This window comes from Maribacter confluentis (assembly GCF_030505015.1).
Classification (GTDB): Bacteria; Bacteroidota; Bacteroidia; order Flavobacteriales; family Flavobacteriaceae; genus Maribacter; species Maribacter sedimenticola.
Genome location: NZ_JAUKUC010000001.1, coordinates 1,004,135 through 1,022,158 on the forward strand (window position 1 = coordinate 1,004,135; position 18,024 = coordinate 1,022,158).

The window sequence follows — 18,024 nt, forward strand, 5'->3', positions numbered from 1 at the left end:
ATCATATCATTCATATAAGTCCGTAATATCCGCATCACAAATTGAACAAAACAGTTCATCCAATTTCGTACATACATCCTTAAAAAAACGTTCTCCTTTTTCTTTAGTGGCAAATTCCGGATTACCTATACCCGTATCATTACTAACTTTGGACCATTGTCTTTCTGCCCAAGCCCAGCCCTCATTGAAAGCCTTGATCCTGAATTGTTTAGAAGCTCCTTTTCCCCATTTTTCTTTGGAAAGCACTAAATCCGGCCTTAAATAAAGCATTAAACTGGTTTCCATTTCATCTGCATGATCACCTTTTTCCTTAAAATATGCGGTCTTATCCAACATGGGAGGAAAGAAGCAAAAACTAATGAACATTTTGGGGAACAATAATCCAAGTTCTCTTACTATTGGCTTAAAATTATTACCACCGTGACCATTGAACAACAATAGTTTGTAAATACCCTGCCTGTTCAAAACTGTTACCAAATCCTTTAAAATGGCCAATTGCGTAGAAGGATTAAGATTCATATCCAGATAAATATCTGTTTGACCGGTATTTACACCATAGGGAATCGTAGGAAGTACAATTACTTTTTTTCCCTTATTCCAAGATTGTCCCGCGGCATATTCTACCATATGCTCAGCTTGATAATTATCCGTACCATAGGGTAAATGGTAATTATGGGCTTCCGTGGCACCCCAAGGTAAAACAGCAAGCTCAATTTGTTCATCCTTTAAATGGTTCCAATTTGTCTCGGCAAGTACATATGGTCGTATCATACTATTAAAGATAATAAAAGATTGTCTGTTTCTAGAAGTGATAACCTAGACCTAAATTTAAATTAAATATGTTTTAAGAAACTATCCCAATGAGACATAAAAAAACCCTTGAAAAAATCAAGGGTTCATTTATATTAGAAAGTAAATATTTACAATACTTTTTTACCTGAAATGATATTGTATAGGATTACAATAACCGCAATTACCAATAAAATATGTACTAAACTACCTGTGGCCAATCCAGGAACAATTCCTAACATTCCCAATAACCATATAATTATACATATCACTGCTACTAACCATAATAAACTTCTCATAATGTGTGTTTTTAGATTGTTATAGGTCAAAAATAGATTTAATGTTAAAAACACCTTAACTCAAATAAAAGCATTACTGACTCAAAATTTTAAATTTTACTGTAATTTAATGAGCAAACGTATTCACAGCCAATATCTTACAAAAGGTTTTCCTTGAAAAAATCTATTGTCCTACCCCACGCCAATTCTGCGGCTTCTTTATCATACCTAGGTGTTGAGGTGTTATGAAAACCATGGTTTACATCAGGATAGAAGAAGACTTTATATTTTTTATCATGTTCTTTAAGAGCTTCCTCATAGGCAGGCCATCCGGCATTAACTCGTTCATCCAATCCTGCATATTGCAACATTAAAGGGGCATTGATTTTTGCTATCCCATCTGTTGGCTGGCCACCATAAAATGGTACGGCAGCAGCCAATTGTGGTACCCTTACCGCCATCATATTGGAAATCCACCCTCCAAAACAAAAGCCTACAACACCTATTTTTCCCGTGCAATGCTCGTTTGCTTTTAGATAGTCAAATGCAGCAATAAAATCCTCTAGCATTTTATCCCTATCCCTGGTTCGTTGCATTTCTCTACCTTTATCATCATTACCTGGATAACCACCCAATGGACTCAAGGCATCTGGAGCAATGGTTATAAAGCCTGCCAATGCAGCACGTCTGGCCGTATCCTCCACATACGGATTTAATCCCCTGTTTTCATGGACTACGACAATACCAGGTAATTTACCGGTGGCCGATTTTGGTTTGGACAACAATGCCTTAATTTCACCTCCGCCCTTTGGTGAATTGTAGGTGATAAAACTTGAATCCAAGTCTGGATTATCCTTATCTACCAAAAAAGTGTCCTCATAATTGGGCATTAAGAAACTCATTAAAGAAGGTACGGTTAACCCGCCAACGGCATAGACGGACAATCTTTGAACAAAATCTCGCCGTTCCAATTTGTTATGGGCATAAGCATCGTACAAATCAAATACCTCTTGTTTTATATCCTCTTTTCGTAATGGTTTCATGTTCCCGTATTTTAAGTGTCTCTTAAAAATACAAAAAGAGGTTGGGAACATGACATATTTTAACAATAGAAAAAGCCTCATTACCAATTACTTGACAATGAGGCCTACAACTTTTAAAAATTGCCACTAGCTTAAACTGGCCAAACTTTTTTCAAGCGTTTCTATCTTGGCTTCTGCATCTGCCAGCTTTTGCCGCTCTATTGCAATTACATTTTCTGGCGCATTGTTTACGAATCGTTCATTGGAAAGTTTCTTTTGAACGGATTGCAAAAAACCTTTTGTATAAGTGAGCTCTTCATTTATTTTTTTGATTTCCGCCTCAATATCAATTGCCCCCTCCATAGGTACAAAATATTCATTACTCTTAACACGGAACGTTAGTGCGCCTTCCAATTGCTCGTCTAGATAATCTATTGACGACACATTGGTAAGTTTTGCAATTACAACATCCCAACGTTTACCGGCCCCTTCTGTATTCAATACGGAAAGTTCCAACGATTCTTTCATAGGGATATTTTTGTTCTTCCTAATGGTACGAATACCCGCAATAACTTCCGCAGTAAAATCAAACTCCTCTATCAATTGTTCATCAATAGTACCTGCCGTTGGCCATTTGGCAATTACCAACGCCTCATCCGCATTTCTCTCCTTTATATGCTGCCAAACTTCCTCTGTCAAAAATGGCATAAAAGGGTGCAAGAGTTTTAAGTTCTGTTCAAATAGATGGATTACCCTATCAAAACTAGTACGGTCTATGGGCTGTTGATAAGCCGGTTTTATAATTTCAAGCAAGGATGAGCTATAATCGTCCCATACCAATTTGTACACGGACATCAACGCATCTGAAATACGGAACTTACTAAAGTGGTCCTCAATCTCCAACAAAGTCTTGTTCAATTTGGATTCATACCAATCCAATCCAATTTTGGACGCTTCGGGTTGTGGAATATCCGCAATTTCCCAACCTTTTAACAAGCGAAAGCCATTCCATATTTTATTGGCAAAATTCTTTCCTTGTTGGCATAAGTCCTCATCGAACATTAAATCGTTTCCTGCAGCGGAACTTAACAATAATCCTACCCTAACCCCATCTGCACCGTAATCATCTATAAGTTTTAGGGCATCGGGCGAGTTACCAAGGGATTTGGACATTTTGCGACGTTGCTTATCGCGAACCAATCCCGTAAAATAAACATTCTCAAAAGGTCTTTTTCCTCTAAACTCATATCCTGCAACGATCATTCTTGCTACCCAGAAGAATAGAATATCCGGACCTGTAACCAAGTCGTTCGTTGGATAATAATAATTGATTTCCTCATTATCCGGATCCATAATGCCCCCAAATACACTCATAGGCCATAACCAAGACGAAAACCATGTATCTAGCACATCGGCATCCTGCCTTAGATCAGTCTTCTCAAGACTTGAATTTCCAGATTTTTCCCTGGCTAGTTTTAAAGCGTCTTCCAGATTTGCCGCAACCACAAAATCTTCTTGACCATCTCCAAAATAATAAGCCGGAATTTGTTGTCCCCACCATAATTGCCTGGAAATATTCCAGTCCCTAACATTTTCCATCCAATGACGGTAAGTGTTCTCAAACTTCTTAGGATACAATTTAACGTCTCCACTTTCCATGACCGCATCTAGGGCCGGTTTTGCCAAGTCTTCCATTTTCAAGAACCATTGATCTGACAATTTAGGCTCTATTACGGCTTTGGTTCTTTCAGAAGTACCTACTTTGTTAATGTGGGTTTCGGTCTTTACCAAATATCCCCTTTCCTCTAATTCCTTTGAAATTTCCTTTCTTACAACAAAACGATCTTTACCCTCATAATGCAGTCCAAAACTATTTAGGCTGGCATCATCGTTAAAAATATCAATAGTCTCCAAACTATGCTTCTCACCTAAGGCTTTGTCATTTATGTCATGTGCAGGAGTCACTTTTAAACAGCCTGTACCAAATTCCATATCAACATACTCATCCTCTATAATTGGAATTACCCTATTACATATAGGTACTATGACCTTTTTACCCTTTAAATGTGTAAAACGATCATCGTTAGGGTTTATACAAATGGCGGTATCCCCTAAAATTGTTTCCGGCCTTGTGGTAGCTATGGTCACTTTCTCATCTGATCCCTCAATATCATATGCCAAATAGTACAAAAGACCCTGCTTTTCTTCATAGATTACCTCTTCATCTGACAAAGTTGTCTTAGCCTCTGGATCCCAATTGACCATTCTATATCCACGGTATATTAATCCTTTATTATAAAGGTCGATAAAAACCTTGATCACACTATCATAACGTTCTTGATCCATGGTAAAAGCAGTACGGTCCCAATCACAGGAGCATCCTAGCTTTTTTAACTGTTCCAGAATTATACCACCATATTGATGTGTCCAATCCCATGCATGTTTTAAAAACTCATCTCTGGTAAGTTCATTTTTATTGATTCCCTGTTCCTTTAATTTGGCTACAACCTTAGCCTCCGTTGCTATAGATGCATGATCGGTTCCAGGTACCCAACAGGCATTTTTGCCCAATAAACGGGCTCTACGTATCAGTACATCTTGTAAGGTATTGTTAAGCATATGCCCCATATGCAGTATACCTGTAACATTTGGCGGAGGAATAACAATACTGTAGGGCTCCCTATCATCAGGAACGGAATGAAAATAACCGTTTTTCATCCAATACGCATACCAATGGCTTTCTGTGGACTTTGGGTTATATTTTGATGGAATTTCCATAATTGGAACAGTTTTTGAATAATAATTAAATGGGTTATTTAAAAATAAAGCCGAATTGACATTCTAACGGTCATTTCAGCTGAATTTTACCTAAATATAAATACGAAACAAAAATAAGTAACGTTAGAGTATAACAAAAGGATTTTGAGGTTGATCTGAAAAGATTTAATTTTGAAGTCCACCCAAAATTAATTATGATGAAAAAAATAGTACTTGTATTATTTGTTGGCCTGCTAGGTTTAAGTGTAACGGCACAGGATACCGCAGCCAAAATAGAGTTTAAAACAGAGACCGTAGATTATGGTGAAATCACTAAGGGATCTGATGGAATAAGAGTTTTTGAATTTACAAATACCGGTAATGCACCGTTAATCATCAGTAAAGTAAGTTCTAGCTGTGGATGTACTATTCCTAAAAAACCGGAAGATCCAATTTTACCGGGCAAGACTGGTGAAATTCAGGTAAAATATGATACGAACAGAGTTGGCCCTATCAGAAAGGCCATTACTGTTATTTCCAATGCCGATACGCCAACAAAGGTTTTGAAAATCAAAGGAGAAGTAAAAGCTGCAGACGGAACAAAATAAATAGATTGTACAAATTTAGAAGTTAGGCCCAACACTTGTGTTGGGCCTTTTTTTATCCATAAATTAGTCGAACAAAGGTTTAAGTACAAAGCTAAAAAGTAAATCATTATTGTAACGTTCTACCAATACCTTTACTTTTTTATGTTTTTTTTCATTTAACATGGTCATTATTTCTTGAAGTTTATAGCGGTAAATTCGTTTACCGTTAACCGCCAAAATGACATCTCCTTCCTGCAGCCCTGCGGAATGTGCCGGACTCCCTTGCCGTATTCCTGACACGATTATCTCAGGGACTAAGCTAAGCCTAGTAGCACCCTGTAAAATTATTTGAACATCGCCATACGTTCTTTCATTATTATGAACTACCCCATTACGATCGGCAATACGTTCCGCCACATAACGTACCCCGGCGTGTTCCAAATTTATTCCACTAATATTATAAGTAAACATTTTATTAAAATTGGCATTCTTTCTAAGGACCAACTTACGGTTACCATAATCAAATACTATATTGAACCGTTTTAGGACCTCCCCCCCAAACTGCCATTTCTACCTCCAAAATCCATAATACTATTAAAGGTTTCCATATCTGGAAAAGCCGCTTTGGCATCCTTTAAAACAAAATCCGAAATCTTTAAACGGTGAATTTTTGTACGTTTTCCATAAATATTTCCTGCCAGCCCCTTTCCTAAAAAATCCTCATAATACTTATGGGGAATTTTCAATTGGTCATCCTCAAACAACCAAACGGCATCACTGCTGCCCGTATCCAACAAAAGCTTCACAGGTACTTCCTTATCATCCTTTACCAAGACGCTAGCGTTCAAATAAGCCTTTTTACGTATTACCGATAGGTCTAAAACCCTAGAATTTTTTGCCGTTCTATGGGTGTAGCTGTCCGGATCGTAAAACTTAATGGATTTGTTCGTGTAGTTTATATCGACCACAAAATCCCTAAACAAATCATAGCCAATGATACCATGAATAGGCACCCCCAAATTGGGAGAGAAATTAATTCCGGCATCCATGACAACAAAAATATTCTGCATTAAGTTTTGCACATTACCCAATTTAACCTTGTTTCCAGTAGATTTTAAAGCGTTAATGGGATCACCCTCACCAAGCCCGTTAATAGTTATTTCCGTAACATTATTCAGTTGAATGGAATCTTGATCGGATAAATTGAAGAGTATTGGTGTACCCACCCCAGAATCCAAGACAAATGATAGTTCTGTCCCATTTACTTCTACCGGTATCACCATTAAGTTATTGATAAGTTCAAACTTGACTTTATGAAATTTTTTCCCGTTGGTCAATTGATATTTTTGGGAAAAACATGCCAAGGAAAAAGATAGCACCAACAAGGAAACCAAAAACTTTTTTACGTGTAACATAATCGTTTTGAATTGGTTAACCTCTTCAAGATACATATTTTTTAGGAGCAATACTTTATTTTAACATCAGAATCGTACGTCAAATAAAACCCAATTAAATTGTAAGAACCATAATCATTTATCACTTTTGTGTAAAATAAATTTGAACATGCCATCAGTTTCCAATAAAGGGCTACAAATGCCACAATCCCCTATACGTAAACTTGTTCCTTTTGCCGAAAATGCAAAAAAGAACGGAGTTAAGGTTATACACCTTAATATAGGACAGCCAGATATTAAAACACCTCAACAGGCGTTGGATGCGGTAAAAAATAATGATATAGCCGTTTTGGAATACAGCCGTACGGAAGGCTCGGAGACCTTTAGGACCAAAATAGCCCATTACTATAGTAAGAACAACATTCCTGTTGACCCATCTGACATAATAGTAACTACCGGCGGATCAGAAGCTTTGTCATTCACCATGAACTCCATAGCTGATACAGATGACGAAATTATTATACCGGAACCCTTTTATGCCAATTATAACGGATTTGCTACTGCCTGTGGGGTAAAAGTTGTACCAGTGGTATCTAAACTGGAGGATAATTTTGCCCTACCCCCTATTGAAGAATTTGAAAAATTGATTACTTCCAGAACTAGGGCCATTTTAATATGCAACCCGGGCAACCCAACAGGTTATTTATACAGTAAGGAAGAAATTCAAAAACTGGCGAAATTGGTTAAAAAGCATAATATTTTTCTTGTTGCCGATGAGGTATATAGAGAGTTCACCTATGACAATAGAACGCACACTTCTATCTTAAAAGAAGAGGGAATAGACGACCATGCCATTATCATTGATTCCGTTTCCAAACGCTATAGTATGTGCGGGGCCAGAATTGGTTTTTTGGTGTCCAAGAACAAAGAATTCATAGCAACGGCATTAAAATTTGCCCAAGCTAGGCTCTCACCGCCCACCTATGCACAAATAGCCAGTGAGGCCGCTATGGACACACCCGATACGTATTTTGAAGAAGTAAAGACCGAGTATGTGGCCAGACGAAATTTACTTATTGCCGAGTTGCAAAAAATTGAGGGTATTAAAATTGCCAAACCGCAAGGCGCATTCTATTGTATTGCAGAACTGCCCATAAAAGATGCCGATCATTTTGCCCAATGGCTTTTAGAAGACTTTAGGGTAGATAATGAAACCGTTATGGTGGCCCCGGCCGCAGGATTCTATGCAACGGAAGGGCTGGGAACCAACCAAATAAGGATTGCATATGTTTTGGATAAGGAAAGTTTAAAAAGAGCGGTACATATTCTTGCCGAAGCCCTAAAAATTTATAAAGGTTAATGACCGTACTCGAAAATTTTTCACTTAAGGACTACAACACATTTGGTATAGCGGCCCGTGCCAAATACTTTGTTGAAATAAATTCCGTAAGCGCATTGCAAGAAATATTAAGCAATGACAGCTATCCAAGAAAAATATGTATTGGTGGCGGCAGTAATATGTTGCTTACAGGGGATATTGATGCCTTGTTCATCTACATAAATATCAAAGGCAAGGAAATCATTAATGAAAACCAAGAACAAGTAAGCGTCAAAGTAATGGCCGGGGAAAATTGGCATGAGCTGGTATTATGGACACTGGATAATGATTTTGGCGGTATTGAAAATATGTCCCTTATACCTGGAAATACAGGAACTGCCCCCATACAGAATATTGGCGCTTATGGTGTTGAACTTAAGGATACTTTTCTAGAATGTGAAGCTGTACGCATTTCTGACCAAAAACTGATTACGTTTTCCAAGGAAGACTGTGCTTTTGGATACCGTGATTCTTTATTCAAAAATAAAGGGAAAGATAAATTCGTTATTACATCGGTTACTTTTTCATTTACAAAAAAGCATCATATCATCAAGACCGGTTATGGGGCCATTGAGGAAGAATTATCTAAAAATTCGATTGCCAATCCAACCATTAGAGATGTTTCTAATGCGGTCATAGCAATACGTCAAAGTAAATTACCTGACCCAAAGGAACTAGGGAACAGTGGCAGTTTTTTTAAAAATCCAATAATTTCCAAAAAAGCGTTCAATATTTTTATTGAAGCTCAACCAAATGCGCCATATTATAAAGTTTCCGAAGATTATTTTAAAATTCCTGCCGGATGGTTAATAGAGCAATGCGGGTATAAAGGCAAACGCATTGGCGATGCCGGCGTACATACAAAACAGGCACTGGTTCTTGTAAATTATGGAAATGCTACCGGAGAGGATATTTTAGGTTTAGCGGACCAAATCATTAACGAGGTTATGCGTCGCTTTGGTATAAAAATCGGTCCTGAGGTAAATATCATAAAATAACCCCCGTAAAAGTTTACAGGGGTTATTACCAAACCAAACTAACCAAAAACAAAGTGGTAGTTACCAGCTAACCACTTATTAGATATATATTTTCATATAACGCTTCGTTAACAATCAATTTTATAATTTAGCGTTTATGCATATACGGTCTAACCGGGCAGTTTGGATGTTCATTTTAGAAAAAACTTGTGCATCTTTATAAATTATGAGCACGTTATTAGAAAATCATATTGTAGAGCTGTTACAGGAGCGAAATGAAAAAGCCATTTCCCTCTTGTACGATAACTATGCAGACACCTTGCTGGGTGTAGCCAACAAAGTGGTCAGAGACCCTGAACTGGCACAGGACGTGGTTCAAGAATCTTTCGTTAAAATCTGGAAAAAAGCAGATTCCTACGACCCTAAAAAAGCCAAACTATTTACTTGGCTTTTTAGAATTACCCGCAATACCGCTATAGACAAATTAAGAAGTGTCAATACAAAAACAGATAAGGAAATCCAAATAGACGTTTCTGACGTATATACGTTAGGCATAGAAAGTACAAGGCCAGAATTAATGGATGTAAAAGAACATCTAGGAAAAATTGAAGATAAGTATCAAATTGTTCTAGAAGCTCTTTTTTTCCAAGGTATGACCCAACAAGAAGCAAGCGAAGAATTGGACATTCCTTTAGGAACCATTAAATCAAGGTTAAAAATAGGTTTACGTGAATTAAGTAAAATCTATGGTCCTTCACTAGTCACATTGTTATTAAACTTCGTATTATGAAAGACAAAATAAAAAAATTTCTAGACTCTGATCTTTTAGAGCAGTACCTATTGGGTACCACTACAGAACTGGAATCCTTACAGGTAGAGCGTTATATCGCCATGTACCCGGAGGTACGTGATACGTACAACGAGCTACAGGAAAACCTGGAACTCTTTGCCAAGCAATATGCCATAGAAGCTCCACAGGGTCTTAAGGATAAAATCCATTCCAGAATCAAATCTGAGCGCGTTGGCAGAAAAAAATTCTTCAATTATGCCATAGCTGCTAGCATAGCCGCTATAATGTTTGCTGGGATATCAACTTTTTTCTGGAGCCAGAACCAAGGATTACAGGAAGAAAATAGTGTGGTAAGCAATAAGATAAAGCTGCTGGAAGAAAACATGAAGGAACAGTTAGAGGATGTTCGTAATCAATTTATAGTGTTGAACAACCCGCAGACCAAAAAATATAATGTAAAAGGAAACCAAAAAGCAAAAGAGCTGAAAGCGGTTGCCTATATCAACCCTGTTAAAAAGTTATCTTACATTAACGTAAGTAAGTTACCTAACATACCAGAGAGCCAATGTTTTCAAATGTGGGCAGAGGTAAATGGTAAAATGATCAATCTAGGGGTAATAGAAGAAGCGGGCGATCAACAAAAATTAATGGCCTTACCTTATGCGGACAACGCAGTAGGTTATATAACCATAGAACAAAAAGGTGGTAATCATACTCCTAATGTGGATAATATAGTCGCCAATATAGCGTACTAGACTTTTACATATAAAGTATTCTTAAAGCCCCAATTTTGGGGCTTTATTTTTTTATCTTTGCATAAAATAGGCATATGAAACTAATATTTTTGACCATTGGATTGTTAGCACTGGCGTTTGCCGGTATCGCCATAAAAATTTGGGCGAAAAAAAATGGTGAATTTGCAGGTACTTGCGCAAGCCAAAGCCCTTATTTAAATCAAGACGGACAAGCCTGTGGCATGTGCGGTAAGTTACCTAGCGAGCAGGATTGTAGAAAAGAAACAATTTCGGAATAAGGTAATTTAATTTGTAAATTGAGTTCCCACAATACTTTTATTTGAATAACGCAGACGATTTAGAAACAACGATACTTAAGGCCAAAGAAGGCAACCAGATTGCTTTTAGCCGTTTGTTGGATATGTTTTGGAACGATGTCTATGGTTTTCAATTAAAACGTACCGAGAACGAAAACGATTCTGAGGATATTACCATACAGACCTTTTCCAAGGCATTTGACAAAATACATACCTATAATGATAAATATGTTTTTAAAACATGGCTTATTGCCATATCCAAAAACATTCATATAGACCTGGTCCGTAAACGCAAAAAAAGTTTGTTGGATTCAAGAAGTAATTCTGAAGCTATTACCACCGTATTGGATGTTGCACCTACCATGGAAGACCAATTGATCCAAGAACAGAATCTGGCCGATTTGTTGCACGATATCAAAAAATTAAAGCCACATTATCAAGAAGTCATTAATTTAAGATATTTTCAAGAGCTTAGCTATGCAGATATTGCAACTGCCCTGAACGAACCCATGAACAATGTAAAGGTAAAATTGTTGCGGGCAAAAAAATTACTTTTGGAAATAATCAAAAATCGCAAATAACCGATTATAAAGGCACATAGATATAACGATTTTTTCTAAAAAATTTATCGCCCATTGTCTTCTTTAACGAGACTTTTTTAGTTCGTATATTTGTATTAAAATTATAGCATGTCCACAGTCTTAAAAGAAAACGTTGCCCCACCTAAAGGCAAACCAAAATGGTTAAGGGTTAAATTACCTACCGGTAAAAAATACACGCAATTACGTGGCTTGGTAGACAAATATGACCTGCACACCATTTGCACAAGTGGTAGCTGCCCAAATATGGGCGAGTGTTGGGGAGAAGGAACCGCTACATTTATGATATTGGGCAATGTTTGCACCAGGTCTTGTGGATTTTGCGGTGTAAAAACTGGAAGACCAGAGCAAGTAGATTGGGCAGAACCTGAGAAAGTTGCACGTTCCATTAAGATAATGGGAATTAAACATGCGGTGATTACTTCAGTGGACAGAGATGATCTTAAGGACATGGGATCCATTATTTGGGCCGAAACCGTGCAGGCCATTAGAAGAATGAATCCACAAACTACGTTAGAAACCTTAATACCTGATTTTCAAGGAATTGAAAAGCACTTGGATAGAATTGTAGCCGTTTCTCCAGAAGTTGTTTCGCATAATATGGAAACCGTTAAAAGACTAACGCGTGAAGTGCGTATACAAGCTAAGTATGAGCGTAGTCTAGAAGTCCTAAATTACTTAAAAAAAGAAGGTATCAATAGAACCAAGTCCGGGATTATGTTGGGCCTAGGAGAACATGAGGATGAAGTAATCACTACGTTGGCAGACTTGCGTAAGGCAGATGTTGATGTAGTTACCATAGGGCAATATCTACAACCATCAAAAAAACATCTTCCTGTAAAGGAATTTATAACTCCGGAGCAATTTAAAAAATACGAGGAAATTGGTCTTGAAATGGGTTTTAGACATGTAGAAAGCGGTGCTTTGGTAAGGTCTTCTTACAAAGCCCATAAGCATATACTATAATTTTACAAGTTCCATTGATAACACTTCATGGACATGCAAGTTCCTGGAATAACGATCATAGGTATAATTTACCCTCATTTAACCAATGCAAAAAATAAATATTGGCATTAATGGTTTTGGTAGAATCGGCAGAACCCTATTTAGGCTTTTATTGCAACATGAACACTTAAATGTTGTAGCTATCAATGATTTGGCAGATGCCAGGACTTTAGCACATTTACTTAAATACGATAGTATACATGGACCATTGCATCAAGAAATTGATTACACGGACCAGCACATTATTGTAGATAAACAGACCATAGCTTTGACCAACCATGACCATCCTTCCAAAATAGATTGGTCTACTAATCATGTTGATCTGGTGGTAGAATGTACGGGTAAGTTTAAGGAAAAGGAAATTTTGGCACATCATATTAAAAATGGGGCCAAAAAAGTAATTCTATCCGTACCACCAATAGAGGATGACATTAAAATGATCGTTTTTGGAATAAATGAGAATACATTATCCGCCTCTGATGACATTGTCTCTAATGCCTCATGTACGACAAACAATGCGGCTCCAATGATCAAGGTTGTCAATGACCTTTGCGGAATAGAACAGGCGTATATCACCACTATACATTCTTACACTACGGACCAAAGTCTGCATGACCAGCCCCATAGGGATTTAAGAAGGGCACGTGCCGCCGCACAATCTATTGTACCTACCACCACCGGGGCGGCAAAAGCATTGACCAGAATCTTTCCCCAATTGGCAGATGTTATAGGTGGTTGCGGTATTAGGGTACCCGTTCCCAATGGTTCTCTTACTGATATTACCCTAAATGTAAAAAGGAACACTTCTATTGAAGAAATAAACAATACATTTGAGAAAGCGGCACAAACGGAGTTTAAAAACATTCTCTGCTTTACAAAAGACCCTATAGTTTCTATAGACTTAAACAATAGTTGTTACTCTTGTACGTTTGATTCTTTAATGACTTCGGTTATCGGTAAAATGGTCAAGATTATTGGCTGGTATGATAATGAAACCGGATATAGTAGTAGAATTATAGATTTAATTAATTTTATGAACGGTAAAAAGTATATTTGAAAACCATCAAATTACATAAAGCGTTACTCTTTATATTGGTTCCATTATTTTATATAATGGCATCCACAACTCTATTTTGTCAGGATTTTGTACAGCCAAAAGAAATTCAGCCCTATTTTGACCAGGCCAGAACTTTTAGAAATCAAAATAAAATTGACCTAGCCCTAGAAACCCTGAATACCGCTGCTTCGGAAGCGGAGAAGAATGAAGATGTAAAATCATTAATTGACAGTTTACATGAACTGGCACTACTCTATCTTAAAATAGATAAAGAAGGTGATACTGAATTCTATTGGGACCGCGCCAGTGTATTATTAAAGGATATTGAATATCCTTATGGTGACGCCATGCATAAATATATTGAAGCAATTCTTCTATATAGAAGCAAGCGCAACTTTCAAGCTTTATTTATGATCAATGAGGCCAAACAACTTAACAATGATCGTAATTTTTTCAATAATTTAATTTTGACAGAAGCCAAAATCTATATTAATCTTGAAAAGTATGAGAGCGCCACAAAAAATCTAAATTCATTGATCGTCAATACAGATGTTTATGAAAAAGAATATTTGGCCACACAAGCTTATTTGACCCTTGCAAAATTAAACCTAAGAACCAATAATTTAACGGAGTCCGCAAAAAATGGGGAGAATGCTCTTGCCCTGGCTACGCAAAACGGATTTTTAGTAGATATAAAAGATGCCAACACATTGTTGACCAATGTTTATGAAAAATTGGGATTATACCAAAAATCATTGGTAAATAGCCAAAACTTGGTCAAGCTTAAAGATTCTATCTTTAATGTCGATAAAATTAAAATTGAGGCCAAAACTGCAGATAAAATAAGGGATGATTACAAAACAGAGGAAATTGCCCGTCAAGAAAAGAAAATTGAGGAGCTGACAGAATCCCAGAACAGATCAGAATTTACTACGATATTGATCAGTTCGTTTTTAATTATTATTTCATTATTGGCCGTAACCCTTTACCGAAACAATCAAATAAAATTAAAGACCAACGACCTTTTACAGACTAAGAACAAGGAACTGCAAATTGCCCGTGATGGTGCGGTACAGGCCATGGAAGCCAAAACAAATTTTCTTTCAACGGTAAGCCATGAGCTCAGAACACCTCTTTATGCGGTTACAGGGCTCACCCATTTACTGTTAGAGGAAAATCCAGAGGAACATCAAAAAGAACATCTAAAGGCCCTAAAATTTTCTGGAGACTACCTGCTTAATTTCATCAACGATATTTTACATATCAATAAAATTGATGCCAATAAACTGGAACCCCTAAACATGGAGTTCAACCTTAAAAAAGTCATTAACGAGGTTATCAATTCATTATCCCAAAGTGCCAAGGCAAACAAAACCAAATTGATATTGGAGTATGATGAAAGCATACCCGGACATTTGTTGAGCGACCCTCTTAAACTTTCACAAATATTCATGAACTTGATAGGAAATGCAATTAAGTTCACCAAAGGAGGGGAAGTACGCATTACCACCAAATTATTGGAAAAAAATAATGATCAGGTTAAGATATTTTTTGAAGTAACCGACAATGGTATTGGTATTTCAAAAGAAAAGCAAAAAAGTATTTTTAACGGATTTGAGCAAGGGTCCATACAGATCAACAGGGAATATGGCGGTACTGGTCTAGGCCTTACCATTGTAAAAAGCCTATTAGGTTTGTTCAACAGTAAAATAGAATTGGAAAGTACCTTGGGCGAAGGAAGTTCATTTTCTTTTGAGATTGCAATGACCAGTATGGAAGACCTTCCGGAGGATTTTACTTTTGAAACGGCACAAAAGGACTATGATTTTAAAAATCTTCATCTGCTTATCGTTGAGGACAATAAAATCAACCAAGTCATTACCAAAAAAATGCTGACTAAAAAAGAAATGACCAGTGACATTGCCAATAATGGTCATGAGGCAATTACCCTAGCGAAAGAAAATGTGTATGATGCCATATTAATGGATATTCATATGCCCGGCATAAGCGGTGAGGAAGCAACCATTGAAATAAGAAAATTTAATCAAGACACTCCTATTATTGCTTTGACAGCAATTTCGTTAGATGACAGTTTGGAGAGTTTTTACGCCGCCGGATGTAACGATGTGGTTACAAAGCCATTTAAACCAGAGGTATTTTATCAAAAAATAGGTGAGAATATTTTTGACAAAAAACCTAATTCAATTTCATAAAATTGTACAGTTCCTTTTGGAACAATTCGTTATCCTGAGCGTTAAACGTATGGGATACTTCTATAAAATGTAAGTTATCTAAATGTGATTTCAACCTTACATAATCTTTCTCCGTAGTTAAGATGCAATCCTTTTTTCTCAGCAAGTTTAGCTCCTTATCGGTAAAGAAATGATGATCGTTAAATTTAAGATGTTCAAAAACTAGCCCTTCCTTTTTTAAAAATTGCAATAATGGGTCTGGATTTGCAATACCTGTAACCAAGGTAACATGCTTACCCCTAAGCTCGTGTAAATAAATACGATTACCCTTTAATTGCTTATTATAGCTTAAATGACCAAACAATACTTGCTGGTTTATTTTTGGACCAATCTTGGACCTGATGGCATCCTTCTCATGTTCAGATAAATTGGCCGGACACTTGGTTACCACAATCATATGGGCGCGTTTTGCCTCGCCCTTATTATCTCGTAAACTTCCCGTTGGTAAATACCAATCTTCTATATATAGATTGTCATAGGCCGTTAATAGAATTGAAAATCCAGGATTTACTTTTCTATGTTGAAAAGCGTCGTCCAGTAAAATTACATCAGGATGTACATTTCTTTTCAACTGGGCTATACCGTTTCTTCTATCGGCATCTACAGCAACAGCTACTTTTGGAAACTTGCTTTTTAACTGATAGGGTTCATCGCCCATATCCTCTACTCGAGTATCCCCTGTGGACAACAAAAAGCCAGTTGTTTTTCTTTTGTAGCCCCTACTTAATATAGCTATGGCATAATTATCCTGTAATATTCTTACCAGCAATTCTATCATTGGGGTTTTACCAGTGCCACCAACGCTTAAATTGCCCACACAAATGGTTTTTACAGCAAAAGTCTTTGAAGAAAATATACCATAGTCAAAACACTTATTTCGTATAAAGACGATAAGTCCATAAATGAATGAAATGGGCAAAAGAAGTTTTCGTATTACCTGCATTAGTACGAAATTATAATAATTTATCTTTGAATATCTTATTTTTCAACAAAATGACCATAAACGATATTACGAATATCTTAGAGGAGTTTGCACCGCTAAACTTTGCAGAGGATTTTGACAATGTAGGCCTTTTAATAGGCAATTCAACCACAGAGGTCACCGGAATCTTGGTAACATTGGATACCTTGGAAAATGTAGTGGATGAAGCCATTGCTAAAAAATGTAACCTGATCGTTAGCTTTCACCCCATAATTTTTGGGGGACTAAAAAAGATAACCGGCAAAAATTATGTGGAACGTGTAGTAATCAAAGCCATAAAAAATGACATTGCCATATATGCCAACCATACGGCTTTAGATAATGCAAGACATGGGGTAAATGCTAAAATTTGTGAAGTGTTGGGCCTAAGCAATACCAAAATATTATTGCCCCAAAAATCTACGTTTAAAAAATTGACGACCTATGTTCCGGTAGAAAATAGTGATGATGTTAAACATGCCCTCTTTACAGCTGGTGCCGGAGAAATTGGTAATTATTCTAACTGTAGTTTTTCCGTAGAGGGCAAAGGAAGTTACAAGGCCAATAGTAATGCCAATCCCACAAAAGGAACCATTGGGGAAACCCATACGGAACAAGAAATCATGCTTACTTGTACCATGACCAAAAATAAAACCACGGCAGTGGTCAATGCGTTATTGGACAGCCATCCGTACGAGGAAGTAGCTTATGACATTCAAACATTGGACAACACCAACCCCTACATAGGTATGGGAATGATCGGAGAATTGGCAAATGCGCTGCCAGAACAACAATTTTTAAGTGATTTGAAGCTTAAAATGAAAACACCGATTGTTAGACATTCAAAATTTTTAAACAGACCAATTAAAAAAGTTGCCGTTCTTGGCGGTAGCGGATCGTTTGCTATTAGTGCGGCAAAGGCAGCAGGTGCCGATGTTTTCATAACCGCAGACCTTAAATATCATCAATTTTACGAGGCTGAAAACCAAATTGTTTTAGCAGATATAGGACACTTTGAAACTGAGCAGTTTACAAAAAACCTTTTAGTTGATTATCTTACAAAAAAAATTCCTAATTTTGCAGTCCATTTATCGGAAAGTATAACAAATCCCATCAATTATTTTTAA

At 37.0% G+C, this 18,024-nt stretch carries 18 protein-coding genes; 11 read left to right on the forward strand and 7 right to left on the reverse strand.

Annotated features, from left to right (window positions below):
* Positions 1-6: 6 nt before the first annotated feature.
* From Q2T41_RS04420 to Q2T41_RS04435, 4 genes are all read right to left on the reverse strand, one after another.
* Positions 7-771 (reverse strand): creatininase family protein, encoded by a 765-nt coding sequence (locus tag Q2T41_RS04420; RefSeq protein WP_304435097.1) that lies wholly within the window; start codon positions 769-771, stop codon positions 7-9.
* A gap of 149 nt (positions 772-920) precedes the next feature.
* Positions 921-1,088 (reverse strand): lmo0937 family membrane protein, encoded by a 168-nt coding sequence (locus Q2T41_RS04425; protein ID WP_027067903.1) that lies wholly within the window; start codon positions 1,086-1,088, stop codon positions 921-923.
* Positions 1,089-1,225: 137 nt separating this feature from the next.
* Positions 1,226-2,110 (reverse strand): dienelactone hydrolase family protein, encoded by an 885-nt coding sequence (locus Q2T41_RS04430; RefSeq protein WP_089263058.1) that lies wholly within the window; start codon positions 2,108-2,110, stop codon positions 1,226-1,228.
* A 126-nt stretch (positions 2,111-2,236) separates the two neighbouring features.
* Positions 2,237-4,867, reverse strand: coding sequence for a valine--tRNA ligase (locus tag Q2T41_RS04435; RefSeq protein WP_304435098.1), 2,631 nt, complete (start codon positions 4,865-4,867; stop codon positions 2,237-2,239).
* Between the two features lie 194 nt (positions 4,868-5,061).
* On the opposite strand from Q2T41_RS04435, the gene Q2T41_RS04440 reads away from it, so the two are divergent.
* On the forward strand, positions 5,062-5,454 hold the full coding sequence (locus Q2T41_RS04440; RefSeq protein WP_089263062.1) for a DUF1573 domain-containing protein: 393 nt from the start codon (positions 5,062-5,064) through the stop codon (positions 5,452-5,454).
* Between the two features lie 63 nt (positions 5,455-5,517).
* Here the strand turns inward: Q2T41_RS04440 and Q2T41_RS04445 are convergent, their stop codons facing one another.
* Both Q2T41_RS04445 and Q2T41_RS04450 read right to left on the reverse strand, forming a co-directional pair.
* Complete coding sequence (locus tag Q2T41_RS04445; RefSeq protein WP_304435099.1) at positions 5,518-5,904, reverse strand: PDZ domain-containing protein; 387 nt, start codon at positions 5,902-5,904, stop codon at positions 5,518-5,520.
* Positions 5,905-5,975: 71 nt separating this feature from the next.
* The gene (locus Q2T41_RS04450) at positions 5,976-6,884 is read right to left on the reverse strand and encodes a pepsin/retropepsin-like aspartic protease family protein (protein WP_304435100.1); all 909 of its coding nucleotides are present in this window, start codon (positions 6,882-6,884) and stop codon (positions 5,976-5,978) included.
* Between the two features lie 112 nt (positions 6,885-6,996).
* Between Q2T41_RS04450 and Q2T41_RS04455 the strand changes: the two genes are divergently transcribed.
* The 9 genes from Q2T41_RS04455 to Q2T41_RS04495 all read left to right on the forward strand — a co-directional run bounded on the left by Q2T41_RS04455 (position 6,997) and on the right by Q2T41_RS04495 (position 15,897).
* Positions 6,997-8,187 carry a pyridoxal phosphate-dependent aminotransferase gene (locus Q2T41_RS04455; protein ID WP_144801662.1) on the forward strand — a complete coding sequence of 397 codons (1,191 nt, stop codon included), beginning with the start codon at positions 6,997-6,999 and terminating at the stop codon, positions 8,185-8,187.
* Complete coding sequence (gene murB, locus Q2T41_RS04460) at positions 8,187-9,203, forward strand: UDP-N-acetylmuramate dehydrogenase (protein ID WP_089263066.1); 1,017 nt, start codon at positions 8,187-8,189, stop codon at positions 9,201-9,203. The genes Q2T41_RS04455 and murB overlap by 1 nt, the downstream gene beginning before the upstream one ends.
* A gap of 205 nt (positions 9,204-9,408) precedes the next feature.
* Positions 9,409-9,972, forward strand: coding sequence for an RNA polymerase sigma factor (locus Q2T41_RS04465; protein ID WP_089263068.1), 564 nt, complete (start codon positions 9,409-9,411; stop codon positions 9,970-9,972).
* Positions 9,969-10,727: an anti-sigma factor domain-containing protein gene (locus Q2T41_RS04470; RefSeq protein ID WP_089263070.1), complete on the forward strand. Its 759-nt coding sequence runs from the start codon at positions 9,969-9,971 to the stop codon at positions 10,725-10,727. The genes Q2T41_RS04465 and Q2T41_RS04470 overlap by 4 nt, the downstream gene beginning before the upstream one ends.
* Before the next feature lie 74 nt (positions 10,728-10,801).
* Complete coding sequence (locus tag Q2T41_RS04475) at positions 10,802-11,005, forward strand: membrane or secreted protein (protein WP_089263073.1); 204 nt, start codon at positions 10,802-10,804, stop codon at positions 11,003-11,005.
* Between the two features lie 41 nt (positions 11,006-11,046).
* The gene (locus tag Q2T41_RS04480; RefSeq protein ID WP_144801668.1) at positions 11,047-11,604 is read left to right on the forward strand and encodes an RNA polymerase sigma factor; all 558 of its coding nucleotides are present in this window, start codon (positions 11,047-11,049) and stop codon (positions 11,602-11,604) included.
* Positions 11,605-11,712: 108 nt separating this feature from the next.
* Positions 11,713-12,588, forward strand: a complete 876-nt coding sequence (gene lipA / locus Q2T41_RS04485) for a lipoyl synthase (protein ID WP_304435101.1) — start codon at positions 11,713-11,715, stop codon at positions 12,586-12,588.
* An 85-nt stretch (positions 12,589-12,673) separates the two neighbouring features.
* Positions 12,674-13,684 carry a type I glyceraldehyde-3-phosphate dehydrogenase gene (gene gap / locus Q2T41_RS04490; protein ID WP_304435102.1) on the forward strand — a complete coding sequence of 337 codons (1,011 nt, stop codon included), beginning with the start codon at positions 12,674-12,676 and terminating at the stop codon, positions 13,682-13,684.
* A 56-nt stretch (positions 13,685-13,740) separates the two neighbouring features.
* Positions 13,741-15,897 carry a hybrid sensor histidine kinase/response regulator gene (locus Q2T41_RS04495; RefSeq protein ID WP_304437401.1) on the forward strand — a complete coding sequence of 719 codons (2,157 nt, stop codon included), beginning with the start codon at positions 13,741-13,743 and terminating at the stop codon, positions 15,895-15,897.
* Here Q2T41_RS04495 and lpxK read toward each other — a convergent pair.
* Positions 15,881-16,879 carry a tetraacyldisaccharide 4'-kinase gene (lpxK, locus tag Q2T41_RS04500; RefSeq protein WP_304435103.1) on the reverse strand — a complete coding sequence of 333 codons (999 nt, stop codon included), beginning with the start codon at positions 16,877-16,879 and terminating at the stop codon, positions 15,881-15,883. The genes Q2T41_RS04495 and lpxK overlap by 17 nt on opposite strands.
* A 50-nt stretch (positions 16,880-16,929) precedes the next feature.
* On the opposite strand from lpxK, the gene Q2T41_RS04505 reads away from it, so the two are divergent.
* On the forward strand, positions 16,930-18,024 hold the full coding sequence (locus Q2T41_RS04505; RefSeq protein WP_304437402.1) for a Nif3-like dinuclear metal center hexameric protein: 1,095 nt from the start codon (positions 16,930-16,932) through the stop codon (positions 18,022-18,024).